Source organism: Delftia sp. 60 (genome assembly GCF_002754395.1).
GTDB classification, from domain to species: domain Bacteria; phylum Pseudomonadota; class Gammaproteobacteria; order Burkholderiales; family Burkholderiaceae_C; genus Comamonas; species Comamonas acidovorans.
Map to the genome: position 1 here is coordinate 4,840,989 of NZ_PEFD01000001.1, position 26,821 is coordinate 4,867,809.

Consider the following 26,821-nt stretch of genomic DNA (forward strand, 5'->3'; position numbering starts at 1 on the left):
ACCGCCCGAACTGGCGCCTGCGCGTGACTTGACAGTGAACTCCATGAACCGCCCTTACAACTTCTCCGCCGGCCCCGCCGCCATTCCCGCCGAAGTGCTGCAGCAGGCAGCCGCCGAAATGCTCGACTGGCACGGGTCCGGCATGAGCGTGATGGAGATGAGCCACCGCGGCAAGGAGTTCATCTCCATCTATGAACAGGCCGAGGCCGACCTGCGCGAGCTGCTGGCCGTACCGCCCGAGTTCAAGATCCTGTTCATGCAGGGCGGCGGCCTGGCCGAGAACGCCATCGTTCCCCTGAACCTCTCGCGCGCAGGCACGGTGGACTTCGTGCTCAGCGGCAGCTGGAGCCAGAAGTCGGCCAAGGAAGCACGCAAGTACGTGGCCGACGCGCACATCGCGGCCAGCGGCGAGGACGGCAAGTTCACCGCCCTGCCCGCCCCCGAGAGCTGGCAACTGAGCCGCGGTGCCAGCTACGTGCACATCTGCAGCAACGAAACCATCCATGGCGTGGAGTTCCAGGAGCTGCCCGACCTGAAGGCGCTGGGCTGCGATGCTCCGCTGGTGGTTGACTTCTCCTCGCACGTGGCCTCGCGCCCCGTCGATTGGAGCCGCGTGGGCCTGGCGTTCGGCGGCGCGCAGAAGAACCTGGGCCCGGCCGGCCTGACCCTGGTCATCGTGCGCGAGGATCTGCTGGGCCACGCCCTGCCGGCCTGCCCTTCGGCCTTCGACTACAAGACCGTGGCCGACAACCAGTCGATGTACAACACGCCGCCGACCTGGGGCATCTACATCGCGGGCCTCACGTTCCAATGGATCAAGCGCCAGACCGAAGGCGGCCTGACCGGCGTGGCCGCCCTGGAAGCGCGCAACATCGCCAAGGCCGACCTGTTCTACCAGTACGTGGACCAGTCCTCGTTCTACGTGAACAAGGTCGCTGCCAATTGCCGCTCGCGCATGAACATCCCCTTCTTCCTGCGCGACGAATCGCGCAATGACGCCTTCCTGGCCGGAGCCCGGGAACGCGGCCTGCTGCAGCTCAAGGGCCACAAGTCCGTCGGCGGCATGCGTGCCAGCATCTACAACGCCATGCCCATCGCTGGCGTGCAGGCGCTGGTGGAGTACATGCGCGAATTCGAACAGCGCAACGCCTGACCGACCCACACTCCCGCCCATGAGCACCACACCCCAAGCCTCTCCCGATCTGGCGCATCTGCGCGTGCAGATCGACGATATCGACCAGCAACTGCTGGACCTGCTGAACCGACGCGCCCGCGTGGCAGAGCAGGTCGGCGAGGTCAAGAAGCGTGAAGGCACGCCCTTCTTCCGCCCGGACCGCGTGGCCCAGGTCATCCAGAAGATCGAGTCCGCCAATCCCGGCCCGCTCAAGAACGGCCATGTCTCGGCGATCTGGCGCGAGATCATGTCGGCCTGCCTGGCGCTGGAGTCGCCCCAGCGCGTGGCCGTGCTGGGCCCGGCGGGCACGTTCTGCGAGGAAGCCGCCATCCAGTACTTCGGCGGCGCGGCCGATCTGATGTACTGCAACAGCTTCGACGAGGTGTTCCACGCCACGGCCGCAGGCAGCGCGCAGTACGGCGTGGTGGGCGTGGAGAACTCCAACGAAGGCGTGGTCACGCGCTCGCTGGACATGTTCCTGCACACGCCCTGCCACGTGGTGGGCGAGGTCAGCCTGCTGGTGCGCCACAACCTGCTTCGCAGCAGCAACACGACCGAAGGCATCGAGGTCGTGGCAGCCCATCCCCAGGCCCTGGCCCAGTGCCAGGGCTGGCTGGCCAAGCACCTGCCGCATGCCGAGCGCCGCCCGGTGTCCAGCAATGCCGAAGGCGCCCGCCTGGCGGCGCTGCACCCCAACATCGCCGGCCTGGCCAGCGAACGCGCGGCCCAGCAATTCGGCCTGCATGTGGTGGCGCATGCCATCCAGGACGATGCCTACAACCGCACGCGCTTCGCCGTCATCTGCCTGCCGCACACGCTGGCCACGCCCTCGCCCAGCGGCCAGGATTGCACCAGCATCATCATCTCCGTGCCCAACCGCCCCGGTGCCGTGCATGACCTGCTGGTGCCGCTCAAGAGGCACGGCGTGTCGATGACGCGCTTCGAGTCGCGCCCCGCGCGCACCGGCCAGTGGGAGTACTACTTCTACATCGACCTCGAAGGCCACCCGGCACAGCCCAACGTGGCCAGCGCGCTGGAAGAGTTGCGCGGCCTGTGCGCCTTCTACAAGGTGCTGGGCACCTACCCGGTATCCAAGTGATGCAGCCCTTTGAACAACTGGGCCTGATCGGCTGCGGCCTCATGGGCGGCTCGTTCGCCCTGGCGCTCAAGCAGGCAGGGCTGGTCAAGCGCGTCGTGGGCTACAGCAAGTCGCCTTCGACGACCGAACGCGCTCGCCAGATGGGCGTCATCGATGTGGAGGCCCCCTCCGCCCTGCTGGCCGCCGCCGGTGCCGACTTGGTGCTGCTGGCCGTGCCCGTGGCGGCGACCGAGGCCACGCTCAAGTCCATCAAGCACCTGGTCACGCCCGAGATGATGATCATGGACGTGGGCTCCACCAAGGTCGATGTGGTGCACGCCGCGCGCTCGGCCCTGCGCGACCAGCTCGGCTCCTTCGTGCCGGCCCACCCCATTGCAGGCAAGGAAGTCTCGGGCGTCGAGCACTCCGACCCCCAGCTGTACAAGGGCGCACAGGTCATCCTGACGCCCACCGAACGCACGCTGACCGACCACCTGCAAAAGGCCCGCTCCCTGTGGGAACTGCTGGGCTGCCGCGTGCGCGCCATGTCGCCCGAAGCCCACGACAGCGCCTTTGCCACGGTCAGCCACCTGCCGCATCTGCTGGCCTTCGCCATGATGCAAAGCGTGATCACCCAGCCCGACTCCGACGACGTGCTGTCCCTGGCCGGCCCCGGCTTCCGCGACTTCACGCGCATTGCCGCAGGCGATCCCAAGATGTGGCGTGATGTGCTGCTGGCCAACAGCGAGCAGGTTCTGGCACAGTCGCGCCAGTTCCAGCAGGCGCTGCAGCAACTCGAATCCCTGATCCAGGCCGGTGACGGACAAGGTCTTGAAGACCGCCTGACCCTGGCCAGCGCCGCGCGCGCCCATTGGCGCATGGGCGCTCCGCGCCGCTGACGCGCAACGCAGGGCAAGCGCCAGACGCAAGCCCGGCGCACCCAAAGCGCTCCTGTGCATTGCGGCCGGCGCGGCCGCAATGCCTCCCGACAGCCTGTTTGCCTTCGAATTGCCATGTTCAGTACCGCCTTCCTCGATATCCCCCCTCTTTCCCGCGCGCAGGGCACGGTGAGCCTGCCGGGCTCCAAGAGCATCTCGAACCGCGTGCTGCTGCTCGCGGCACTGAGCCAGGGCACGACCGTGGTCCACGACCTGCTCGACTCGGACGACACGCGCGTCATGCTCCGGGCCCTGCAGCAACTGGGCTGCACGGTGGAGCCCGCCACCATCACCCTCGGCCAGCCCGTGCGCATCACCGGCCTGGGCGGCGTCCTGCCCTCTGGCGCCAGTGCCGAACTGTTCATGGGCAACGCCGGTACGGCCATGCGACCGCTGACGGCAGCCCTGTCCGTGCTGGGCGGCGACTTCAAGCTCAGCGGCGTGCCGCGCATGCATGAGCGCCCCATCGGCGATCTGGTCGATGCGCTGCGCCAGCTCGGCTGCCGCATCGACTATCTGGGCAACGAGGGCTTTCCTCCGCTGCACATCCGCCAGCCCGATTTCTCGCAGCTGCCGCACAGCCCCATCCAGGTGCGTGGCGATGTCTCCAGCCAGTTCCTGACCTCGCTGCTGATGGCACTGCCGCTGCTGGCCAACACGCGCGACATCACCATCGAAGTCGTGGGCGAGCTGATCTCCAAGCCCTACATCCACATCACGCTGGAATTGCTGGCCCGCTTCGGCATTGCCGTGCACAACGAGAACTGGCAGCGCTTCACTATCCCGGCCGGCAGCCGCTACAGCTCGCCGGGCGAGATCCATGTCGAGGCAGACGCCTCGTCGGCCAGCTACTTCATCGCACTGGGCGCCATCGCCTCGGACAGCGCCGAAGGCATCCGCATCCTCGGCGTGGGACTGGACTCCATCCAGGGCGATATCCGCTTTGTCGAGGCCGCGCGCGTCATGGGCGCCGAGGTGGAAGGCGGCCCCAACTGGCTGCGCATCCGCCGTGGCGCATGGCCGCTCAAGGCCATCGACCTGGACTGCAACCACATCCCCGATGCCGCCATGACGCTGGCCGTCATGGCCCTGTATGCCGATGGCACGACCACGCTGCGCAATATCGCAAGCTGGCGTGTCAAGGAAACCGACCGCATCGCGGCCATGACCAAGGAACTGCGCAAGCTGGGCGCCGACGTCGAGGAGGGCGCGGACTACATCCGCATCACGCCGCCCGCGTCCAACGCCGCATGGCGTGCGGCCAGCATCCACACCTATGACGACCACCGCGTGGCCATGTGCTTCTCGCTGGCGGCCTTCAACCCGGCCGCCCTGCCCGTGCGCATCGAAGACCCCAAGTGCGTCGCCAAGACCTTCCCCGACTACTTCGAGGCCCTGTTCTCGGTCTGCGAGACGGCCCGCGCGCGCATTCCCGTGATCTGCATCGATGGCCCCACGGCCTCGGGCAAGGGCACGATTGCCGCCGAGGTCGCCCAGGCTCTTGGCTACCACCTGCTGGACTCGGGCGCGCTGTACCGGCTCACGGGGCTGGCCGCATCGCGCGCCGGCCTGGTGCTGGACGAACCGCACGCCCAGCAGATCGCCGTGCTGGCGCGCGAGCTGCCCGTGCGCTTTGACGCCGAGCAGCGCATCTGGCTGGGTGACGAGGATGTCACCCTCCTGCTGCGCAGCGAGGAGTCGGGCATGAACGCCTCGCGCGTCTCGGCCCTGCCTGCCGTGCGCGACGCGCTGGTGGACCTGCAGCTGTCCTTCCAGCAGCTTCCGGGGCTGGTTGCCGACGGCCGCGACATGGGCACGGTGATCTTTCCCCATGCTCCCCTCAAGGTCTATTTGTCGGCCTCCGCCGCCTGTCGCGCCGAGCGCCGGCATAAGCAGTTGATTTCCAAAGGAATTGCCGCTAACATAAGCGCCCTTCGGGCTGACCTTGAAGCACGCGATGCGCGGGACATGAACCGCAGCGTCGCACCGCTCAAGCCCGCCCAGGATTCCATGCTGCTTGACAGCTCCGAGCTCTCCATCGAAGAGGTGGCAGAACAGGTGCTTTCGTGGTGGCAGGAACGCCAGCCGTTCGGCCGCGACTGATTGCCAGTTGCGCCGCACGGTCGGCAAACCCGCCCTCCGGGCCCAGACATGGCGGCACCGCCCCATGTACGGCCCGAGGTCCATAGACTCCAACACCGTGGTTGAACCCACAACACCTCCGCAAACAGTCCTAGAAACGCCTGGCAATAGTGCCGGCGGAAACCTGTTTGCGGGCAAGGAAATACATGTCTGAATCTTTTGCCTCCCTGTTTGAAGAATCGCTGCAACGCACGGAAATGCGTCCTGGCGAGGTCATCACCGCTGAAGTCGTGCGCGTCGAGCACAACTTCGTCGTCGTGAACGCTGGCCTGAAGTCGGAAGCCTACGTGCCAATCGACGAATTCAAGAACGACCAGGGAGAAATCGAAGTCCAGGTGGGCGACTTCGTGTCGGTCGCCATCGGCTCGATCGAAAACGGCTACGGCGACACCATTCTGTCGCGCGACACCGCCAAGCGCCTGGCCTCGTGGCTGGCTCTGGAAAAGGCCCTGGAATCGGGCGAATTCGTGACCGGCACGACCTCCGGCAAGGTCAAGGGCGGCCTGACGGTGCTGGTCAACGGCATCCGCGCCTTCCTGCCCGGTTCGCTGATCGACACCCGTCCGATCAAGGACCTGACTCCGTACGAAAACAAGACGATGGAGTTCAAGGTCATCAAGCTGGACCGCAAGCGCAACAACGTGGTGCTGAGCCGCCGCGCCGTGGTCGAAGCCTCGATGGGCGAAGAGCGCGCCAAGCTGATGGAAACGCTGAAGGAAGGCGCCATCGTTCAAGGCGTGGTCAAGAACATCACCGAATACGGTGCGTTCGTGGACCTGGGCGGCATCGACGGCCTGCTGCACATCACCGACATGGCATGGCGCCGCGTGCGTCATCCCTCGGAAGTCGTGCAGGCTGGCCAGGAAATCACCGCCAAGATCCTCAAGTTCGACACCGAGAAGAACCGTGTCTCGCTGGGTCTGAAGCAAATGGGCGACGACCCGTGGATGGGCGTTTCGCGCCGCTACCCCTCGAGCACCCGCCTGTTCGGCAAGGTCACGAACATTGCCGACTACGGCGCGTTCGTCGAGCTGGAACCCGGCATCGAAGGCTTGGTGCACGTCTCCGAAATGGACTGGACCAACAAGAACATTGCTCCGACCAAGCTCGTTACCCTGGGTGACGAAGTCGAAGTCATGGTGCTGGAGATCGACGAAGACAAGCGTCGCATCTCGCTGGGCATGAAGCAGTGCAAGGCCAACCCCTGGCAAGAGTTCGCGCAGAACACCAAGCGCGGCGACCGCGTCAAGGGCCCGATCAAGTCGATCACCGACTTCGGCGTGTTCGTGGGTCTGGCTGCCGGTATCGACGGCCTGGTGCACCTGTCCGACCTGTCCTGGAACGAGCCCGGCGAAGCTGCCGTGCGCAACTACAAGAAGGGCCAGGAAGTCGAAGCCATCGTGCTGGCCGTGGACGTCGAGCGCGAGCGCATCTCCCTGGGCATCAAGCAGCTGGACAGCGATCCCTTCACGACCTTCGTGACCGTGAACGACAAGGGCCAGATCGTGTCGGGCAAGGTCAAGACGGTGGACGCACGTGGTGCTGAAATCGACCTGGGCGAAGACATCATCGGTTACCTGCGTGCTTCGGAAATCGCCGTGGACCGCGTGGAAGATGCCCGCTCGGTGCTGAAGGAAGGCGACGAGATCACCGCCGTGGTGGTCAATGTGGATCGCAAGACCCGCAACATCCAGCTGTCGATCAAGGCCAAGGACCAGGTCGACCAGCAAGAAGCCATGGCTTCCCTGTCCGCTCAGTCGGCCAAGGAAAACGCCGGCACGACCAGCCTGGGCGCCCTGCTGCGCGCCAAGCTGGACAACTCCGACAAGTAATCAGCAGCCAGTCTGCTGACCGCTGAAGGTCGGATGCGACGGGCGCCTCCGGGCGCCCGTCGCCATTTCAACCCCTGATTCCTATCCTTGATGACCCGATCCGATCTCGTCGAAGAACTCGCCGCCCGCTTTGGCCAACTGAGCCAGCGCGATGCCGAGCAGGCCGTCAAGACGATTCTTGACGCCGTCAGCGATGCCCTGGTGCGAGGCCATCGCATCGAAATCCGCGGCTTTGGCAGTTTCTCGGTCAACCATCGCCCGCCCCGCATGGGCCGCAATCCCCGCAGTGGCGAGGCCGTCCACATTCCGTCCAAGCGCGTGCCGCACTTCAAGCCCGGCAAGGCCCTGCGTGAAGCCGTGGACCTGCGCCCCGGTGCGGCCATCGATACAGACAACACAGGCTCCGGCACAGGCACCGGCCCTGCCGCCTGAAAGCGGGCTGACCGGCTGCGCGCGCCGCAGCCGCCCTCTCCGCCAGGCTCTAGAATCGTTCCCGTCACACAAGGGAACACATGAAGTACTTCCTGTGGCTGCTCAAGGCGGCCATTTTTTTTACGCTGTTCGCTTTCGCCCTGAACAACCAGCAGGACGCGACGGTGCACTTCTTCTTCGGCACCTCCTGGACTGCGCCGCTGGTACTGGTGGTGCTGGCCGCCTTCGCCCTGGGCCTGATCGTGGGCGTTCTGGGCATGGTGCCGCGCTGGCTCAAGCACCGCAACGCCGCGCGCTCGACCCAGGCCACGGTGCCTGCCGCAGCCGAGGCACCGGCAGCGGCCACGGCGCCCAAGCCCGCCCCATCCCCCATCCTGCCAGGCGACGTGCATGGAATTTGATCTGAGCTGGATACTGCTGGGCCTGCCCGTCGCCTTCGTGCTGGGCTGGCTGGCCTCGCGCTGGGACCTGAGGCAGATTCGCGCCGAAAACCGCCAGGCGCCAAAAGCATATTTCAAGGGCCTGAACTTCCTGCTCAACGAGCAGCAGGACAAGGCCATAGACGCCTTCATCGAAGCCGTGCAGAACGACCCCGACACTTCGGAGCTGCACTTCGCGCTGGGCAACCTCTTTCGCCGCCGTGGCGAATACAACCGCGCCGTGCGCGTGCACGAACACCTGCTGTCGCGCGGCGACCTCAGCCGCGTGGACCGCGACCGCGCCCAGCACGCGCTGGCCCAGGACTTTCTGAAGGCAGGCCTGCTCGATCGTGCCGAGGACGCGCTGCGCCGCCTGGAAGGCACGGCCTTCGAGGCCGAAGCCCGTCTGGCCCTGCTGGCCATCTACGAACGCTCGCGCGACTGGACACAGGCCGCCGCCATTGCGCGCCGCATGCAGGAAGCCAACCAGGGCGACTTCAGCGGCCGCCTGGCCCACTACCTCTGCGAAGACGCCCAGGCCCTGTTGACCCAGGGCCAGCAGGCCGAGGCACTGCAGCGGCTGCAGCAGGCCATCACCACCGCCCCCCAGGCCGCACGCCCGCGCCTTGAGCACGCGCAGCTGCAGCACCGCATGGGGCAATCGGCCCAGGCCTTGCACACGTTGGAAAGCCTGGCCGAGCAGTCCCCGGCTTCGCTGCCGCTGGCGGCTCAGCTGCTGGTGGACATTGCCGCCGCCACGGGCCAGCGCCAGCACATCCACCAACTGCTCAGCCAGCAGTACGAGCAGGCACCCTCGCTGGATCTGCTGCAGGCGCTGGTCGCGCTGGACGCTCAGATTGAAGAACAGAGCAACGATGGTGAAACCAGGGCACCGGGACGCGCACGCCTGGTACAGCATCTGGACAGGGAGCCCTCCCTGGTGGCTGCCGCGCAGTGGCTGGCAGGCGAGAAGCTGGCCGAGGAGCAATACCACCCGGCCGTGCAACGCGCGCTGGACCACGCGGCCAAGCCGCTGACCCGCTACCGCTGCGCGGCCTGCGGCTTCGAGGCACGCCAGCATTTCTGGCATTGCCCCGGCTGCCAGAGCTGGGACAGCTATCCGGCCCGGCGCGTCGAGGAGCTGTGATGCGGGGCAGGCGCGAGAAGCAGCTCCACCCCCTGCATCGCGTCACCCCCATTGGCAAACACGGCATGGACGGTGTATTTTCAGAGTATTCCTAGAAACCGCCTTGGCAGGCGCATGGCCATTGACTTTGCACACGTTCGGCCATGCCTGCACGGGCCTGCTGGCCCCCTTCACCGCCTAGCCGCACGCCAAGGCCCTGCATAAGATGCCTCTGGGTCGCAATGTTGCGGCCCTCAACATTTTGGGATCAGGAGGTTTGTATGTTCAGAAAACTGATGGCTGGCTTCATTGCACTGCTGTGGTCCGTGATGGCCCTGGCTGCCGTGGAAGTCAACAAGGCGAATGAAGCCGAACTGACATCCATCAAGGGCATTGGCCCGGCCATGTCGGCACGCATTCTCGAGGAGCGCAAATCCTCCGCCTTCAAGGACTGGCCCGATTTCATTGCACGCGTCAAAGGCGTGGGCGAACCGACCGCCGCCAAGTTCTCGGGTGACGGCCTGACGGTCAATGGCGCCAGCTACAAGGGCCAGGGAGCCAAGCCCGATGCAAAGGACACGGCGGCCAAGGACACCAAGGACACGGCAGCCAAAGGCGCCAAGCCGACCAAGGACCAGGCCGCCAAACCGGCCACGCCGGCCAAGGCCGGCGCGGCCTCCTGAGTACGCCAACTGTCTCTATCCAACCCGCTTCGGCGGGTTTTTCATGCGTACTACCCTCGGGGTATGCGCGGCCATAGCCTGAAACATGCTCAGGTTTTCATAGCGAAGCAAAAAACCTTGCCCGTAAAATGAACCGCCCATGCCCCTGATCACCCTCATCCTCCTACCCTTCATCGGCAGCCTGATTGCCGCAATGCTGCCCGCCAATGCGCGCAATACGGAGTCAACGCTGGCCGGCGTCATTGCCCTCGGCTGCGCCATCCAGACGGCATTGCTGTTCCCCCAGATCGCCGATGGAGAGGTGCTGCGCCAGGAGATCGAGTGGCTGCCGGCACTGGGGCTGAATCTGGTGATCCGCATGGACGGCTTTGCCTGGATGTTCTGCATGCTGGTGCTGGGCATCGGTTCGCTGGTGGTGCTTTATGCGCGCTACTACATGTCGCCGGCCGATCCCGTGCCGCGCTTTTTCTCGTTCTTTCTGGCCTTCATGGGCGCGATGGCGGGCGTGGTGCTGTCGGGCAACATCATCCAGATTGCCTTCTTCTGGGAGCTGACCAGCCTCTTCTCCTTTCTTCTGATCGGATACTGGCACCACCGCAAGGATGCACGCCGGGGCGCGCGCATGGCGCTGACGGTGACGGGAACGGGCGGCCTGGCCATGCTGGCCGGCATGCTGGTGCTGGGCCACATCGTGGGCAGCTATGACCTGGACAACGTGCTCATCGCCGGCCAGCAGGTGCGCGACCACCAGCTGTACCTGGTCGCCCTGGTGCTGATCCTGCTGGGCGCACTGACCAAGAGCGCGCAGTTCCCCTTCCACTTCTGGCTGCCGCACGCCATGGCCGCGCCCACGCCGGTGTCGGCCTACCTACACTCCGCCACCATGGTCAAGGCCGGCGTCTTCCTGCTGGCGCGCATGTGGCCCGTGCTGGGAGACACCGATGCCTGGTTCTGGCTGGTGGGCGGAGCCGGCGCTGCAACGCTGCTCATCGGTGGCTATCTGGCCATGTTCCAGCACGATCTCAAGGGATTGCTGGCCTATTCGACGATTTCCCACCTGGGCCTGATCACGCTGCTGCTGGGCCTCAACAGCAAGCTGGCCGCCGTGGCTGCGGTGTTCCACATCATGAACCACGCGACCTTCAAGGCCTCGCTGTTCATGGCCGCAGGCATCGTTGACCATGAGAGCGGCACGCGCGACATCCGCCGCCTCTCGGGCCTGCGGCACATGATGCCCATCACGGCCACGCTGGCCTGCGTGGCCAGCGCGGCCATGGCGGGCGTACCGCTGCTCAACGGTTTCCTGTCCAAGGAAATGTTCTTCGCCGAGACCGTCTACCTGGACGCTGCCCCCTGGGTGCGCACAGCATTGCCCGTGGCCGCCACGGTGGCAGGCATGTTCAGCGTGGCCTATTCGCTGCGCTTCACCATCGACGTCTTCTTCGGCCCCAAGGCCACCGACCTGCCGCACGAGCCGCACGAGCCGCCGCACTGGATGCGCGTGCCCGTCGAGCTGCTGGTGCTGGCCTGCCTGGTGGTCGGCATGCTGCCGGCGTGGGCGGTGGGCAGCTTCCTTGCAGCGGCCGCCACGCCCGTGGTCGGCGGCGATCTGCCCGAGTACAGCCTGGCCATCTGGCACGGCTGGAACATGCCCTTGATCATGAGCTTGGTCGCCCTGATTGGCGGCATCCTGCTGTACATGCTGCTGCGCTGGCAGCGCCAGGCCGGCCATATCGATAACGCACCGCTGGTGGGCACGCTCAGCGGCCAGCGCATCTTCGAGAACCTGCTCGCCCGCCTGTCCCTGCTGGGCCGCTGGTCGCGCCGGCGCCTGTCCACCATGCGCCTGCAGTGGCAGATGCTGTGGCTGGTCTGCACGGCCGTGCTGGCGGGCGTTCTACCGCTGTGGCTGCAGGGCATCAAGCTGGGCGATCGGGGCATGCTGCCGCTGTCGCCCGCCTTCGTGCTGCTGTGGGCCGTGGGCATTCTCTGCGCCCTGGGCACGGCCTGGAAGGCCAAGTACCACCGGCTGACCGCGTTGATCATGCTGGGCGGCGCCGGCCTGTGCACCTGCCTGACCTTCCTGTGGTTCTCGGCGCCCGATCTGGCGCTGACCCAGCTGGTGGTCGAGGTCGCCACCACGGTGCTGATGCTGCTGGGCCTGCGCTGGATGCCCAAGCGCGACAAGAGCCTGCACATTCCCGTGCTGTCCGCCGAGCTGCGTGCGCGCTCGCGCCGCATGCGCGACCTGCTGCTGTCGCTGGTGGCCGGGGGCGGCATGGCCTGGCTGGCCTTCGCCATGATGAGCCGCCCCTTCTATGACGGCGCCTCCACCTTCTTCCTCGAACATGCGCTCAGCGACGGCGGCGGCACCAACGTGGTCAACGTCATGCTGGTGGACTTCCGTGGCTTCGACACCTTCGGCGAAATCGTGGTGCTGGGCATCGTGGCCCTGGTGGTCTATGCCCTGCTGCGGCGCTTCCGCCCGGCCCGCGAGACGCTGGACCTGCCCGAACAGCAGCGCTACGTGCCAGGCGACCTGCAGACCGATCTGTTCAATCCGCGCAATGCCGGCGATACGGCCGTGGGCTACCTGATGGTGCCCGCCGTGCTGGTCCGCCTGCTGCTGCCTTTCGCGGCCCTGGTCTCGGTCTACATCTTCATGCGCGGCCACAACGAACCCGGAGGCGGCTTCGTCGCCGGCCTGGTGTTCTCGGTCGCCTTGCTGATGCAGTACATCATCTCCGGCACGCAGTGGGTCGAGGCCCACTTGCCGATCTTCCCGCGCCGATGGATCGGTGTCGGCCTGCTGTTCGCACTGGGTACCGGCATGGGCTCCATCGTGGCCGGCTATCCCTTCCTCACCAGCCACACCTTCCATATGACCCTGCCAGTCGTCGGCGACGTGCATCTCGCCAGCGCCCTGTTCTTCGACATCGGTGTGTTCTCGCTGGTGGTGGGCGCGACTATGCTCATTCTGACGGCCATCGCCCACCAATCGGTGCGCAGCCACCGCTACCACGCCCGCCTGCTGGAGGAGCAGCAACAACAGGCCGAGGAGGCCGAAGCCGCCGTGCAGCAGGCCACCGCTGCAGCGCTTGCACGAGGAGGTTTCTGATGGAAGTCGTGCTTGCCATTGCCATCGGCGTACTGACCGGCTCGGGCGTGTGGCTGCTGCTGCGCCCACGCACCTACCAGGTCATCATGGGCCTGGCCCTGCTGTCTTACGCAGTCAACCTGTTCATCTTCAGCATGGGCCGCCAGGGCCTGGCCATTGACAAGGAGCCCGTGCTGCGGGCCGGCGTACCGCAGGATCTCGCGCACTATGCCGATCCCATGCCCCAGGCGCTGGTGCTCACGGCCATCGTGATCGGCTTTGCCATGACGGCGCTGTTCCTCGTGGTGCTGCTGGCCTCGCGCGGCACCACCGCCACCGACCATGTGGACGGAGCCCATTCCCGCACCGAGCAGGAGATGCCATGAACGAGCTGACCGCCCGTCTCATGCCGCACCTGATGCTGGCGCCCATCGTGCTGCCCATGCTCTCGGCAGCGCTGATGCTGCTGCTGCGCGAGGAGCGCCAGCGCGTGAAGTTCGCCCTCGGCCTGGTGTCCACCGTGCTGGGCCTGGGCGTGGCCGTGCTGCTGATGCTGTGGACCGACCAGGCCGGCGCACCCGTCAACCTGGGCGTCTACATGCCGGGCAACTGGCCCATGCCCTTCGGCATCTCGCTGGCGCTGGACCGCCTGACCGGCATGATGCTGGTGCTGACCTACACGGTGGCCCTGGCCTCGCTGATCTTCTCCAGCGCCCGCTGGCACCGCGCGGGGATGCACTTTCACTCGCTGTTCCAGTTCCAGCTGATGGGCCTGAGCGGCGCCTTCCTCACGGCGGACCTGTTCAACCTGTTCGTGTTCTTCGAGATCATGCTCGCGGCCTCCTACGGCCTGCTGCTGCATGGCTCGGGCCGGGCGCGCATCCAGGCGGGCCTGCACTACATCGCCATCAACCTGGCCGCCTCGTCGCTGTTCCTCATCGGCGTGTCCATGCTCTACGGCCTGACCGGCACGCTGAACATGGCAGACTTGGCGCGCGCCATTCCCCAGATCAGCAGTGCCGACCGCGGGCTGCTGCATTCGGCAGCGGCCATCCTGGGCATCGCCTTCCTGACCAAGGCGGCCATGTGGCCGCTGAACTTCTGGCTGGTGCCGGCCTACAGCGCGGCCACCGCGCCCGTCGGTGCCGTGTTCGCGCTCATGACCAAGGTGGGCGTCTACGTGGTGCTGCGGCTGTGGACGCTGCTGTTCAGCTCCGAGGCCGGGTCCTCCGCCCTGTTCGGCAGCACCTGGCTGATCGTCGGCGGCATGCTGACCATGGCCTTCGGCGGCCTGGGCATGCTGGGCTCGCAGCGCCTGACGCATATCGCGGGCTTTGCGGCCATCCTGTCGTCAGGCACCCTGCTGGCTGCCACGGGCTTTGGCCAGAACGCGCTGACGGCGGGGCTGCTGTACTACCTGCCCAGCTCCACCCTGGCCGTGAGCGCGCTCTTCCTGATTGCCGACGTGGTGGACCGCTGGCGCGTGGACGACGACGCGGGCGAGCCCTATGAAGACGATGAGGCGCCCTTCCTCAACGCCGAGCTGCTTCCCACCGAGGGATTCAACCTTGACGAATCCGAAGAGGTGCTGATCGGCCGCGCCATTCCCGCCGCAGCCGCCTTCATCGGCCTGAGCTTCATGCTGGCCACCCTGGTGGTTACCGGCCTGCCCCCGCTGTCGGGCTTCGTGGGCAAGTTCGCCATGCTGTCTGCCCTGCTCAACCCGCTGGGCCTGGGCAACTCCAGCGGCTTCCAGGCCGGCTGGGCCGGCTGGGTGCTGGTGGCGCTGATGATCATCACCGGGCTGCTGGCCCTGCTGTCGCTGGTGCGCGCCGGCATACGCCACTTCTGGGCGACCGAGGAGCAGAACTCCCCCTCGCTGCGCGTGGTCGAAGGGCTGCCCATCGCCTTGCTGCTGGCCTGCTGCGTGGCACTGACGATGCGCGGCGGCGAACTGATGGGCTACACACAGCGCGCAGCGGATGCGCTGCTGGCGCCCGATGTCTATGTGCGCTCCGTCATGGGCACGCAGCCCGAGCCCAGCCCGGCAGAAAAGAAGGCCCGCCTGGAAGCCGGCCCTGAAGGCGCGGCACGCGCCGCGGCCCAGGCCAGTGGCGCGCCCATACCCGCAGGCATAGGCGATGCAGGCACGACGGCGGGCAAGGAGGATTCCCGATGATGAAAACCTTGCTGCCCGCGCCGCTGCTGTCGGTGGCGCTGTTCCTGCTGTGGCTGCTGCTCAACCGTTCGTTCAGCAGTGGACAGATCCTGCTCGGCGCATTGCTGGGCCTGCTGCTGCCGCTGCTGCTGCGCGGCCTGCGCCCCTTGCCCGTGCGGGTGCGCCATCCGCTGACCATCCTGCGCCTGGCGCTGCGCGTGGTCTGGGACACCTCGTTGTCCAACTTCAACGTCGTGCGCTTCATGCTGTTTCCGGGCATGCGCAAGCACCCGGCCAACTTCGTGCGCATCCCGCTGGAACTGCGCGACCCCAACGGCCTGGCCGTGCTCGCCATGATCGTGTGCATCACGCCCGGCACGGCCTGGGCCGAGATCTCGCGCGACCGCTCGCAGCTCATGCTGCATGTGCTGGAGGTCGATGATCCCGAGGAGATCGTCCAGCACGTCAAGCGTTGCTACGAGCGCCCCCTGATGGAGATTTTCGAATGATGCCCTGGTTCCACTGGACTTTGATGTTCGCGCTGGGCCTGCTGGTCGCTGCCATGGGCTGCGCCGTGCTGCGCCTGCTCAAGGGCCCGCATGCCCAGGACCGCGTGCTGGCGCTGGACTGCATGTACCTCAACGGCATGCTGGCCATGCTGCTCATGGGCATCATCTACGACAGCACAAGCTACTTCGAGGCGGCCTTGCTGGTCGCACTGTTCGGCTGCGTGGGCTCCACCGCCATGGCCAAGTTCCTGCTGCGCGGCGAGGTGATCGAATGACGCCGGAGACCACACTGCCGCTGTGGTGCCAGATCCTGGTTGCCGCGCTGGCGCTGGGCGGCGCCATCATCGCCTTCCTGGGCTCCATGGGACTGTGGCGGCTGGGCAGCTATTTCGAGCGCGTGCATGCGCCCTCCATCATCGCCACCATGGGCTGCTGGCTGATCATGCATGCCACCTGGATCTACTTTTCCGTCAGCGGCCAGAGCCTGGCCGTGCATGCGCTGCTGATTGCGGTCTTCATTTCCGTGACCGTGCCCATCACCACCATCTTCCTGATGCGCGCAGCCCTGTTCCGCGCACGCCGTGCGGGCCAGGACGTGCCGCCGCCGCTGAGCACCGTCGTGCGCAACGAACCGGCCGAGCACCCGGACGTCTGAAATCGCTTGCGGCGCCTGAAAATGCCCGCCCATTGCTGGTGGCGGGCCCAGGCCAAAGCCCTGCCCAACTGCTCAGCATACGAATCTGCCACCGGCCCCGTCAATGCGCAAAGCAACGGATACGCGAGCCCCGCGGCTATGAGTTTGTGAGCGTATAGTGCAGTCATCATCTGCGCTGGCAACGCATTTGATGGAACGGCCACAGGCGTGGCCGCCCTGGGTTTTTCTGTGTACGAGGGTTCATGCAAATCTCTTCCCCCCTGACCGATACCGATCTGGCCAACGGCTGGTCGGCCCTTCACAACCAGGCGCACAACGGCATGGCATTGCAGCAGAATTCCAATCGCCTCGCCTTCGCGGACCCGGAATTCATGTTCCGCCGCGAGACCCGCGGCATCCGCATGCAGCTGGAGCTGCTCAAGCCCGACCTGGCGCAGATCGAACGCGGCATAGAAAACACCGTCGTGGTCTATGGCAGCGCGCGCTTCGTGGACCTGGAGCAGGCCGAGCAGCAACTGGCCGACGCGCAGGCCAGCGGCGATGCACAGCGCATTGCAGTGGCCGAGCGCGCCGTGCGCAACGCCCACCGCTACGAGCAGGCCCGCGCCTTCACGCGCATCGTGGCCGCCGACAGCCTGAACCAGCCGCCCGAGGAGCGCCTCTATATCTGTACCGGCGGCGGCCCCGGCATCATGGAGGCGGCCAACCGTGGCGCCCATGATGTGGGCGCACCCAGCATCGGCCTGAACATCGAGCTGCCGCACGAGCAAAACGGCAACCGCTTCATCTCGCCGGACCTGAGCTTCAAGTTCCACTACTTCGCCTTGCGCAAGATGCATTTCATGATGCGCGCCAAGGCCCTGGTGGCCTTCCCCGGCGGCTTCGGCACACTGGACGAGCTGTTCGAGGTGCTGACCCTGATGCAGACCGGCAAGACGCATTCCGTGCCCGTGATCCTGTTCGGCACCGAGTTCTGGAAGCGGCTGCTCAACATCGACCTGATGATCGAGGAAGGCACGATCTCGCCCAAGGACCTGCAGCTGTTCCGCTATACCGATGATCCGGTGGAGGCCTGGGCGCTGATCAAGCAGTTCCACGCTGGCGGCTGGTAAGCCGCAGCGGCCGGCAGGCCGCCACCGCATCGCAAGGCGATCTGCGCACCAAGGCGCAGGTCGCCTTTTTCATTCCGGCTTGCGCGGCGGCAGCCCCATGAACCAGGCCGTGCGGATGCCCGAGGCCACGGCCGCGCCCACCACCCAGAACAGCGCAGACACGCCGATCAGCGCCCCCGCCGAGCCGAACAGCACGGGCATGGCCACGCTGGAGGCATTGATGGCCATGAGCCGCAGGCCCAGCGCCTCGCCATGGCGGTGCTCGGGCGTGATCTGGTGCAGCATGCTCATGACCATGGGCTGCACCGAGCCCAGTGAAAAGCCCAGCAGCACCGAGCACACGCCCATGGTCAGTGCCGAGTCCATGAAGGGGTACAGCGCAAAGACGAAGGCGGTGATGGCCATGGCGCCGGAGATCACGGCGCCTTCGCGCAGGCGCTCGGCCACCAGCGGCATGGCCAGGCGGATGGCGGCGGCCGCCACGGCAAAAATGCCCAGCAGCGTGCCGATGACCGAGGCGCTCAACCCCTTCTCATGGCCCAGCAGCGGCAGCACGAAGGTGTGCACATCCCAGCACGCCGACTGCAGCCAGTTGACCAGCAGCAGGTTGCGGAAGTTGCGGTCGCGCAGCAGGTCCCAGGCATGCTGCTTGGGGCCGCCGATGGGCGCACGCACGGGCGGCAGCTCCTGCGTGTGGCGCACCCAGCTCCAGGCCAGCACGGGCACCAGGGCCAGCAGGCCGAAGGCGACGCGGTAGCCCATGGTGCTGCCCTCGCCTCCAAAATTCGCGTGATCGATCAGCAGCCCGGTGCTGAAAGGCCCGATGAAGTTGGAGATGGCCGGCCCTATGGCCAGCCAGCTGAACACCTTCTTGAGCGCCAACGCATCGTGGGTGACCCGCCCCGCATGGCGCTGCACGGCAATCACCACCGCGCCGCTGGCACCGCCCGTCAGCAGCGCCACCAGGCACAGCACGGGATAGACCGGAAACGCCAGCGCCAGCGCACAGCCGCCGCTGGCCGCCAGCATGGACAAGAAAAACGGCTTGCGAAAACCATGCTTGTCCGCAAAGCGCCCGGCCGGCAGCGCCAGGAACACCTGGGTCAGCGCAAACAGCGCCAGCAAGATCCCCACGGCCGCCGCGCTGTAGCCCTGCTGCAGCGCCAGCAAAGGCGCGGCCAGCCGCATGCCGGCCATGGTGGCGTGCACGCTGACCTGGGCCATGATGACTTTGAACAGCGCCAGATTCATCTCAGTCCTGCTCCGACCCTGGCTCCATGCCTGCCGCCGTGTCCTTGTCGTCCGGCAGACCGGGCAGCCCTGCGCTCGAGGCCGGCGCGGGCAGCTCCTGCACATCGCGCAATTGCCGCTGGATGGCGCGCGTGCGAACACCCACCTGCTCGAAGCGCTTGGCGGCGGCATCGATGGATTTGCGCGTGGCATCCACCACCTCGCCGAACTTGGCGAACTCGGTCTTGACCTGGCCCAGCACGGCCCAGACCTCGGACGATCGCTTTTCGATGGCCAGCGTCTTGAAGCCCATCTGCAGGCTGCTGAGCATGGCAGCCAGGTTGGCCGGGCCGGTGACCATCACGCGGCAGCCGTTCTGTACGGCCTCGACCAGGCCGGGGCGGCGCATGACCTCGGCAAACAGGCCTTCCGTGGGCAGGTAGAGCACGGCAAAGTCCGTGGTGTGGGGCGGGCTCACATACTTGCCATGGATCTTGCGGGCCTCGAACTTGATCGATGCCTCGAAGGCATTGCCGGCCGAGGCAATGGCGGCCTTGTCCGCCGCATCCTGGGCATCCAGCAGGCGCTGGTATTGCTCGACCGGGTACTTGGCATCGATGGGCAGCCAGACCGGCGTCTCGTCGCTGCGCCCGGGCAGGCGGATGGCGAACTCCACCATGTCGTCACTGCCGGGTACGGTCTTGACGTTGCGCGCGTACTGCTCGGGTGTGAGCACGTTCTCGATGATGGCGCCCAACTGCAGCTCGCCCCAGGTGCCGCGCGTCTTCACATTGGTCATCACGCGCTTGAGGTCGCCCACACTGCCGGCCAGCGTCTGCATCTCCCCCAGGCCCTTGTGCACCTGCTCCAGCCGGTCGCTGACCAGCTTGAACGATTCGCCCAGGCGCTGCTCCAGCGTGGCATGCAGCTTCTCGTCCACCGTGCGCCGCATCTCCTCCAGCCGCGCCGCGTTGTCCGACTGGATGGTGGCCAGGCGCTCGTTGAGCGTGCCGCGCAGCTGTTCGGCATGGACCTGGCTGGACTGCGCCAGCCCGCCCAGCTGCTGCTGGATGTCGTTCTTGAGGGAGTCAAGCGTGCTGCGCGTGGTCTGCGCCAGCGCCTCGAAACGCTCCTGCACATGGGCGTTGAAGCGCTGCGTGCTTTCGCCCTGGACCTCGCGGGCCTGGGCGCTGTCGGCGGCCAGGCGCACAGTGAGCCGGCCCAGTTCCATGCGAAAGGCTGCCAGCGCCTCGCCCTGCTCGCGCCGCGCCGCCTGTGCATCGAGCTGGGCCTGGGCCAGATGGGCCTGCAGCTGCTGCGACACGCGGTCCAGCCCGCCGTCGCTCTTGGCCACGGCCATCTGCGTGGCCTGGGCGTCGCGCTCGAGCTGCTGCAGCCGCACATCCAGCATCTGCAGCGCCTGCAGCAACTGCTGCGGCGCCACCCCGCCATCGCGCTGCGCCGAGCGCCTGCACAGCAGCCAGATCACGGCCGCCTGCCCCAACAGCAGCACGGCCCATGCCGCCCACCACACTCCGGATATCTGGGTCAAGATCTTGCTTCAGCTCCATGCAGCGGGAAGCGGCCAGGGCCTGCCTTCCCGCGATTGTCGGAATACGGCACTCAGGCCTTGGCGCGCGCGCCTGCGGCCACCGCCTCGGGCTGGTTGACGGGCGTGCGCGGGCCCTTGCCACTCAGAAAGTCGATCAGGTTGTCGGCTGCCAGCTCGGCCATGGCGCTGCGCGTGCCCATGGTGGCGCTGGCGATGTGCGGGGTCAGCACGACATTGGGCACGGTCAGCAGGTCGGGATGGACCGAGGGCTCGCCCTCGAACACGTCCAGGCCGGCGGCGGCAATGGTCCTGTCGCGCAGCGCCCTGGCCAGCGCCGCGTCATCGACGATGCCGCCACGGGCGATGTTGATCAGCGTGGCCGTGGGCTTCATCCTGGCGATCTCGGCCGCGCCTATGGTGTGGTGGTTTTCCTTGGTGTAGGGCAGCACCAGCACCACATGGTCGGCCATGGCCAGCAGTTCGTCCTTGCCCACGTAGCCGGCCTTGCATTCGGCTTCCAGCTCGGGCGACAGTCGCGAGCGGTTGTGATAGACCACCTTCATGCCGAAGCCATGCGCCCCGCGTTTGGCGATGCCCTGGCCGATGCGGCCCATGCCGATGATGCCCAGCGTGCTGCCGTGCACTTCCGAGCCGGCGAACAGGTCGTAGCGCCAGGAGTTCCACTTTCCGGCGCGCAGGTAGTGCTCGCTCTCGGTCACGCGGCGGGCCGTGGCCATGAGCAGGGCAAAGCCGAAGTCGGCCGTGGTCTCGGTCAGCACGTCGGGCGCGTTCGTGCCCTGCACGCCCGCAGCCGTCATCGCAGGCACATCGAAGTTGTTGTAGCCCACGGCCATGTTGGCCACGACCTTCAGCCGCGGGCAGGCCGCCAGCAGTGCCGCATCGATGGTCTGCGAGCCTGTGGTCAGCACGCCGTCCTTGTCCTGCAGATGCGCGGCCAGCTCCTGCGGACTCCAGACCACGTCGTCCTGGTTGGACTCGACCTCGAAGTGCTGCTCCAGCTTGCGCACCACCTCGGGCGGGATGGCGCGGGCGATCAGGATGCGGGGTTTGCTTGCCATGTCTGTCTCTTTCCTTGTCTTGGCGGGAGGCGGTTCTTCAGCGGAACCAGATGAAGCTCATCAATACGAACAGCGGCACCAGAATGCCCAGCGACCAGGCCATGTAGCCGAAGAAGCTGGGCATCTTCACGCCGCGCTCCTCGGCAATGGCCTTGACCATCAGGTTGGGCGCGTTGCCGATATAGGTGTTGGCACCCATGAACACCGCGCCCGCGGAGATGGCCGCCAGCGTGGAGGCCATCGTGGTCATCAGCTGCGCGGCGTCGCCCCCTGCGGTGTTGAAGAACACCAGGTAGGTCGGCGCGTTGTCGAGGAAGGAGGACAGCAGGCCCGTGGCCCAGAAGTACATCAGCGGATCGGGCGTGCCGTCGGCGCGCGTGACGGCGCCCACGATGGCGCCGAACGGCCCGCCCGTGCCCGCCTTGAGCATGGCGATCACGGGGATGATGGTCAGGAAGATGCCCGCGAACAGCTTGGCCACTTCCTGCATCGGCCCCCAGCCGAATTCGTTGGCCTGGTGCACGCTGCGCGGCGTGAGCCGCAGGGACAGCAGCGCCACCACGATCAGGCCCGCATCGCGCACCAGCCCCGGCAGGCCCACATGCGTGCCGGCCAGCACCAGCCCTGCATCGGTGCGCCACAGGCCGCTCATCAGCACCAGGGCCACCACGGCCAGCAGCAGCGCGAAGTTCACGCTGCCATCGAAGCCCAGGCGGCTGGCGCGGCCCGAGGCGTCGATGCTGGGCGTGGGATCGGGCAGGTCCGCCTCGCCGGCCTTGCGCAGCAGCCAGGTGTCGATCGCGTAGAACAGCGCCAGCAGCACGCCGACCAGGAACAGGGTCTCGGTGAAGATGTGGCGCACCGTCCAGAAGAAGTCCACGCCCTTGAGAAAGCCCAGGAACAGCGGCGGGTCGCCCAGCGGCGTCAGCGAGCCTCCGGCATTGGAGACGATGAAGATGAAGAACACCACCACATGCACCTGGTGCCTGCGGTTGTCGTTGGCGCGCAGCAGCGGCCGGATCAGCAGCATCGATGCGCCCGTGGTTCCCATGAAACTGGCCAGCACGGCGCCGATGGCCAGGATGGCCGTGTTCAGCCCCGGCGAGCCCTTGAGATTGCCGCGCACATAGATGCCGCCAGACACCGTGTACAGCGCCGTCAGCAGGATCACGAAGGGCAGGTACTCGGCCAGCAGCGCATGCACCAGGTTGGCCAGTGCCGCACCCGCACCGAACACCGCTGCAAAGGGCAGCAGGAAGGCCAGCGCCCAGGCCGCCGTCAACTTGCCGAAATGCCGGTGCCAGAAATGGGGCGCCGCCAGCGGCACCAGGGCAATCGACAGCAGCATGCCCGCAAAGGGCACGCCCCAGAGCACCGACAGCTGGCCGCCATCGATCTCGGCCGCCAGGGCCCAGGAGGGCACGCAGGCGACAAGCAGCACCAACAATCCACGCAAGGCCTTCATGGTCCCGTCTCCTCTTTGTTCTGTATTCACTGTCCCCTCCTGGCAGCGGGCCGCGCAGCGATCAAGTCTGTGCCGCGGGCGCCGCGATCTCGAACACCTGGCGCAGGTAGGCCAGGTATTTCTCGTCGTCGCACATGCTCTTGCCCGGCGTGTCCGAGAGCTTGGCCACGGGCTGGCCGTTGCAGCGCGTCATCTTGATGACGATCTGCAGCGGCACATGGTCGGGCGCGTCGCCCAGGTCATTGGTCAGGTTGGTGCCGATGCCAAAGGCCAGCTGGCAGCGCCCGTGGAAGCGCTGGAACAGCTCGATGGTGCGCGGCACCGTCAGGCCGTCGCTGAAGATCAGCGTCTTGGTCAGCGGATCGATGCGGTTGGCGCGGTAGTGGGCCAGCAGCCGCTCACCCCACTCGAACGGATCCCCGCTGTCATGGCGCGCGCCATCGAAGAGCTTGCAAAAGTACAGGTCGAAATCGCGCAGGAAGGCCGACATGCCGTAGACGTCCGACAGCGCAATGCCGAGGTCGCCCCGGTACTCCCGCGCCCAGGACTCGAAGCCGAAGATCTGGCTGTCGCGCAGGCGCGGGCCCAGGGACTGGCAGGCCTGCAGGTATTCATGGGCCAGCGTGCCCAGGGGCCGCACGCCCAGCTTCATGGCATACAGCACGTTGCTGGTGCCCGCGAACTGCCCCTCGGACTCCGCGGATGCGCCGGGCCGGCCCAGGCGTGCGCACAGCACGCGCAGCACCTCTTCATGCCAGGCCCGCGAAAAGCGGCGGCGCGTGCCGTAGTCGGCAATCTTGAGCTGCTCCAGGCCCGGCTGCTGCAGCAGCGCGATCTTGGCATCCAGCCGGCGCCGGCCCTCGGGAAAATCGGGCACCGGCTGGGTGTTGCGGAAGTACACCTCGTTGACGATGGCCAGCACGGGAATCTCGAACAAGATGGTGTGCAGCCAGGGCCCGCGGATGGTGATGTCGATCTCGCCATTGGGCAGCGCCTGCACCGTGACGCACTTCTCGTTGAGGTGGAACAGGCTCAGGAAATCGACGAAATCGCTCTTGATGAAGCGCAGCGAGCTCAGGTAGGCCAGCTCCGCATCCTGGAACCGCAGGCTGCACAGCGAGCGGATCTCGGCCCGGATCTCGTTCACATAGGGCGCAAGCTGCACGCCGGGATTGCGGCACTTGAAACGGTACTCGACCTGTGCCCCGGGGAACTGGTGCAGCACCACCTGCATCATCGTGAATTTGTACAGGTCGGTATCGAGCAGGCTGGTGATGATCATGGACAGAGCCGGGCGGTAAGCGCCCAAGCGGTCAGATGGCAGACAGCTTTCGAGTGTAGGCCATCCACACGCCGCCGCGCTGCGAGCGGGCGCCTTGCATGCGCCCCGAACGCCATCAACCGCGCAGCAACGGCTCCAGCACCCGGCGCAGCGTCTGCGGAATCTGGGCAGGCCGGCGCGTCTGCCGGTCCACATAGACATGGACGAAATGCCCGGCTGCGGCCGACAGCGGCTCACCCTGCGCAAACAGCCCCACCTCGTAGCGCACGCTGGAGCCGCCGATGCGTGCCACGCGGATGCCGGCCTCCACCTCCTGCGGAAAGGCCAGCGGGGCGAAGTAGTTGCATTGGGTCTCTATGACCAGTCCTATCGTCTCGCCCGCATGAATGTCCAGCGCGCCCTGCTCTATCAGATGGGCATTCACCGCCGTATCGAACCAGCTGTAATAGACGACGTTGTTGACGTGCCCGTAGACATCGTTGTCCGACCAGCGCGTGCTGATGCGTCGGAATGCCGCATAGGCCGAACGGGGCTGCGGCGCGGGGCGGCTCGGGGGCGATTCATTCATGGCGGCCATTGTGCCGCCGGCCGAATGCGCCCTGTCCCCGGCCACTGTCGCCATCACGACGCGCACTGCTGCCGATCACTCGCCAAGCGAGTAAGCATGCCAACTGAAAAATGTCGTCAAACCGACATAAAACCAATTCAAAATCAAAGACTTACAAAAAACCCACAGCTTTCCGAATTTTTTTGCTGCACCGCAGCATCAGGTACTTGATTCCTTTTTTGCAATCCCTACAATAAGACCCATGCTGCACTGCAACATGACACTCGGTCAGGTCAGCGCAGGCAATTCCCCGTAACCCGAGACCCCCGTGGTCCGTTTTTCTGGAGACTGACATGAGCTTGACCCCTGACCAAATCCTGAGCGCCCAAAAGGCCAACCTGGAAACCCTGTTCGGCCTGACGAGCAAGGCCTTCGAAGGCGTTGAAAAGCTGGTGGAACTGAATGTGACCGCCTCGCGCGCCGCACTGACCGAAGCTGCCCAGCACACCCAGGCTGTCCTGAGCGTCAAGGACGCACAGGAACTGCTGTCGCTGCAGGCCAACCTGTTCCAGCCCCTGGCTGAAAAGACCGCTGCCTACAGCCGTCACCTGTACGACATCGCCAGCGGCACCGGCGCCGAACTGGCCAAGACCTTCGAAAGCCAGGCTTCCGACCTGCAAAAGAACTTCAGCGCCCTGGTGGACACCACGGCCAAGAACGCACCCGCCGGTTCCGAAACCGCCGTTGCCGTGATGAAGAGCGCCGTGTCGGCTGCCAACAATGCCTTCGAGTCGGTGCAAAAGGCCGTCAAGCAGGCTTCGGACCTGGCGGAAGCCAACTTCACGGCCGTGACCAACACCGCCAACGAAGCCGTCCAGTCGGCCCAGACCCGCAAGCGTTGATCACGCTGTCTTACAACAGGGCTGCGTGCAAGAATCAGTGATTACCCGCATAATTGCACGCATCCCGGGTCGAAAGACCTGACCAGTTGTCTCCTTGGATCCTCTTGAAACCCCCGTTTCTGGATCCTTTCAAACCCAGTCTTTGGACTGGGTTTTTTTTCGTGCGCTTTTTCGCGCGCCATGGCTCGCGGCCCACCAGGGACCACCGCGCACAAGCCCTTAGACGGGCCCCTCCCTTTATTAAGAACAATTCGCGTTTGACCTATCATCGCGCTTTGCCAACAAAGAGAGGCCTGTCTTCATGTCGAAATCCCTGAAAGCCCTGTTTGCCGCTTGCGCCCTGGTGGCTGCCGGCACAGCCATTGCCGACTCCCAGGTCGTCAACCTCTACTCCGCGCGCCACTACTCCACGGACGAGGAGCTGTACAACGGCTTCACCAAGGCCACCGGCATCAAGATCAATCGCGTGGACGGCGACGACGCCGGCATCATTGCGCGCCTGAAGGCCGAGGGTCAGGCCTCGCCGGCCGACGTGATCCTGCTGGTCGATGCCGCACGCCTGTACCGCGGCGAGGTCGATGGCCTGTTCCAGCCCATCCACTCCAAGCTGCTGGAAGACGCCATCCCCTCCAACCTGCGCGCCCAGCCCACGGCCGATGGCATCAGCTGGTTCGGCCTGTCCACACGCGCCCGCGTCATCGTCTACAACAAGGCCAAGGTCCAGCCCGCCGACGTGCAGAACTACGAATCGCTGGCCGACCCCAAGTTCAAGGGCCAGCTGTGCATCCGCTCGGGCTCGCATCCCTACAACCTGAGCCTGTTCGGCACCGTGGTCGAGCACATGGGCGACCAGAAGGCCGAAGGCTGGATCCAGGGCATGAAGGCCAACCTGGCCCGCCCGCCCAAGGGTGGCGACACCGACCAGATCAAGGCCGTGGCCTCGGGCGAATGCACCATCGGCGTGACCAACAGCTACTACCTGGCGCGCATGATGCGCTCGGGCAAGCCTGAGGACCAGGCCGTGGTCGGCAAGATCGGCGTGGTCTTCCCCAACCAGTCCAGCTGGGGCACGCACCTGAACATCGCGGGCGGCGCCGTGGCACGCCATGCCAAGAACAAGGACAACGCCGTCAAATTCCTGGAGTACTTGGCCAGCCCCGCCGCCCAGAACTACTTTGCCAACGGCAACAACGAGTGGCCCGCAGCCAAGGGCGTGGAACTGGACAACCCCGCACTCAAGGAAATGACCGGCGGCAAGCCCTTCAAGAGCGAGACCATCCCGATCACGGCCGTGGGCAAGAACATGACCAAGGTCCAGCAAATGCTGGACCGTGCCGGGTTCCAGTAACCCCCATCGCGCCCATCACCAGCCCGGCACTGCCGGGCTTTTTCTTGGGCACGGCATGGCT

Annotated in this window: 24 protein-coding genes; 18 read left to right on the forward strand and 6 right to left on the reverse strand. The window is 66.1% G+C overall.

The window, feature by feature from the left end; translation table 11 throughout:
* The first annotated feature begins 43 nt into the window (after positions 1-43).
* From serC to CLV01_RS22055, 16 genes are all read left to right on the forward strand, one after another.
* Positions 44-1,153, forward strand: coding sequence for a 3-phosphoserine/phosphohydroxythreonine transaminase (serC, locus tag CLV01_RS21980; RefSeq protein ID WP_012206519.1), 1,110 nt, complete (start codon positions 44-46; stop codon positions 1,151-1,153).
* A 19-nt stretch (positions 1,154-1,172) separates the two neighbouring features.
* On the forward strand, positions 1,173-2,273 hold the full coding sequence (gene pheA, locus CLV01_RS21985) for a prephenate dehydratase (protein WP_013801628.1): 1,101 nt from the start codon (positions 1,173-1,175) through the stop codon (positions 2,271-2,273).
* The gene (locus CLV01_RS21990; RefSeq protein ID WP_012206521.1) at positions 2,273-3,151 is read left to right on the forward strand and encodes a prephenate dehydrogenase; all 879 of its coding nucleotides are present in this window, start codon (positions 2,273-2,275) and stop codon (positions 3,149-3,151) included. The genes pheA and CLV01_RS21990 overlap by 1 nt, the downstream gene beginning before the upstream one ends.
* Before the next feature lie 114 nt (positions 3,152-3,265).
* Positions 3,266-5,293, forward strand: a complete 2,028-nt coding sequence (locus CLV01_RS21995) for a bifunctional 3-phosphoshikimate 1-carboxyvinyltransferase/cytidylate kinase (RefSeq protein WP_099733201.1) — start codon at positions 3,266-3,268, stop codon at positions 5,291-5,293.
* Positions 5,294-5,460: 167 nt separating this feature from the next.
* Positions 5,461-7,164: a 30S ribosomal protein S1 gene (gene rpsA, locus CLV01_RS22000; protein WP_288124655.1), complete on the forward strand. Its 1,704-nt coding sequence runs from the start codon at positions 5,461-5,463 to the stop codon at positions 7,162-7,164.
* Between the two features lie 90 nt (positions 7,165-7,254).
* Positions 7,255-7,596 (forward strand): integration host factor subunit beta, encoded by a 342-nt coding sequence (locus CLV01_RS22005; RefSeq protein ID WP_013801626.1) that lies wholly within the window; start codon positions 7,255-7,257, stop codon positions 7,594-7,596.
* Positions 7,597-7,676: 80 nt separating this feature from the next.
* A complete protein-coding gene (locus CLV01_RS22010) occupies positions 7,677-7,997 on the forward strand; it encodes a LapA family protein (RefSeq protein ID WP_013801625.1) in 321 nt (106 codons plus the stop codon).
* On the forward strand, positions 7,987-9,162 hold the full coding sequence (gene lapB, locus CLV01_RS22015; protein ID WP_043820625.1) for a lipopolysaccharide assembly protein LapB: 1,176 nt from the start codon (positions 7,987-7,989) through the stop codon (positions 9,160-9,162). The genes CLV01_RS22010 and lapB overlap by 11 nt, the downstream gene beginning before the upstream one ends.
* A 260-nt stretch (positions 9,163-9,422) precedes the next feature.
* Entirely contained in the window at positions 9,423-9,824 is a 402-nt protein-coding gene (locus CLV01_RS22020) for a ComEA family DNA-binding protein (RefSeq protein ID WP_071956410.1), read from the forward strand.
* A gap of 139 nt (positions 9,825-9,963) precedes the next feature.
* Entirely contained in the window at positions 9,964-12,942 is a 2,979-nt protein-coding gene (locus tag CLV01_RS22025; RefSeq protein WP_099733200.1) for a monovalent cation/H+ antiporter subunit A, read from the forward strand.
* Positions 12,942-13,307, forward strand: coding sequence for a Na+/H+ antiporter subunit C (locus tag CLV01_RS22030; protein ID WP_012206529.1), 366 nt, complete (start codon positions 12,942-12,944; stop codon positions 13,305-13,307). The genes CLV01_RS22025 and CLV01_RS22030 overlap by 1 nt, the downstream gene beginning before the upstream one ends.
* Positions 13,304-15,100 carry a monovalent cation/H+ antiporter subunit D gene (locus CLV01_RS22035; protein WP_012206530.1) on the forward strand — a complete coding sequence of 599 codons (1,797 nt, stop codon included), beginning with the start codon at positions 13,304-13,306 and terminating at the stop codon, positions 15,098-15,100. The genes CLV01_RS22030 and CLV01_RS22035 overlap by 4 nt, the downstream gene beginning before the upstream one ends.
* Positions 15,097-15,588, forward strand: coding sequence for a Na+/H+ antiporter subunit E (locus CLV01_RS22040; protein WP_013801620.1), 492 nt, complete (start codon positions 15,097-15,099; stop codon positions 15,586-15,588). Before CLV01_RS22035 ends, CLV01_RS22040 begins: the two co-directional genes overlap by 4 nt.
* The gene (locus tag CLV01_RS22045; protein ID WP_012206532.1) at positions 15,585-15,863 is read left to right on the forward strand and encodes a K+/H+ antiporter subunit F; all 279 of its coding nucleotides are present in this window, start codon (positions 15,585-15,587) and stop codon (positions 15,861-15,863) included. Before CLV01_RS22040 ends, CLV01_RS22045 begins: the two co-directional genes overlap by 4 nt.
* Positions 15,860-16,243 (forward strand): monovalent cation/H(+) antiporter subunit G, encoded by a 384-nt coding sequence (locus tag CLV01_RS22050; protein WP_012206533.1) that lies wholly within the window; start codon positions 15,860-15,862, stop codon positions 16,241-16,243. Before CLV01_RS22045 ends, CLV01_RS22050 begins: the two co-directional genes overlap by 4 nt.
* Before the next feature lie 242 nt (positions 16,244-16,485).
* Positions 16,486-17,355: an LOG family protein gene (locus tag CLV01_RS22055; protein ID WP_013801619.1), complete on the forward strand. Its 870-nt coding sequence runs from the start codon at positions 16,486-16,488 to the stop codon at positions 17,353-17,355.
* Between the two features lie 69 nt (positions 17,356-17,424).
* On the opposite strand, the gene CLV01_RS22060 is transcribed toward CLV01_RS22055, so the two are convergent.
* The 6 genes from CLV01_RS22060 to CLV01_RS22085 form a co-directional block, all read right to left on the reverse strand.
* The gene (locus CLV01_RS22060; RefSeq protein WP_013801618.1) at positions 17,425-18,606 is read right to left on the reverse strand and encodes an MFS transporter; all 1,182 of its coding nucleotides are present in this window, start codon (positions 18,604-18,606) and stop codon (positions 17,425-17,427) included.
* A gap of 1 nt (position 18,607) precedes the next feature.
* A complete protein-coding gene (gene rmuC, locus CLV01_RS22065; RefSeq protein ID WP_099735075.1) occupies positions 18,608-20,098 on the reverse strand; it encodes a DNA recombination protein RmuC in 1,491 nt (496 codons plus the stop codon).
* Between the two features lie 110 nt (positions 20,099-20,208).
* Entirely contained in the window at positions 20,209-21,216 is a 1,008-nt protein-coding gene (locus CLV01_RS22070) for a 2-hydroxyacid dehydrogenase (protein ID WP_099733199.1), read from the reverse strand.
* Between the two features lie 37 nt (positions 21,217-21,253).
* Entirely contained in the window at positions 21,254-22,681 is a 1,428-nt protein-coding gene (locus tag CLV01_RS22075; protein WP_013801615.1) for a sodium:proton antiporter, read from the reverse strand.
* Between the two features lie 61 nt (positions 22,682-22,742).
* Entirely contained in the window at positions 22,743-23,963 is a 1,221-nt protein-coding gene (gene pncB / locus CLV01_RS22080; protein ID WP_012206539.1) for a nicotinate phosphoribosyltransferase, read from the reverse strand.
* 115 nt (positions 23,964-24,078) lie between these two features.
* Complete coding sequence (locus CLV01_RS22085; RefSeq protein WP_099733198.1) at positions 24,079-24,540, reverse strand: acyl-CoA thioesterase; 462 nt, start codon at positions 24,538-24,540, stop codon at positions 24,079-24,081.
* A gap of 323 nt (positions 24,541-24,863) precedes the next feature.
* Between CLV01_RS22085 and CLV01_RS22090 the strand changes: the two genes are divergently transcribed.
* Positions 24,864-25,412, forward strand: coding sequence for a phasin family protein (locus CLV01_RS22090; RefSeq protein WP_013801612.1), 549 nt, complete (start codon positions 24,864-24,866; stop codon positions 25,410-25,412).
* A gap of 301 nt (positions 25,413-25,713) precedes the next feature.
* A complete protein-coding gene (locus CLV01_RS22095) occupies positions 25,714-26,760 on the forward strand; it encodes a Fe(3+) ABC transporter substrate-binding protein (protein ID WP_012206542.1) in 1,047 nt (348 codons plus the stop codon).
* The last annotated feature ends 61 nt before the right edge of the window (positions 26,761-26,821 follow it).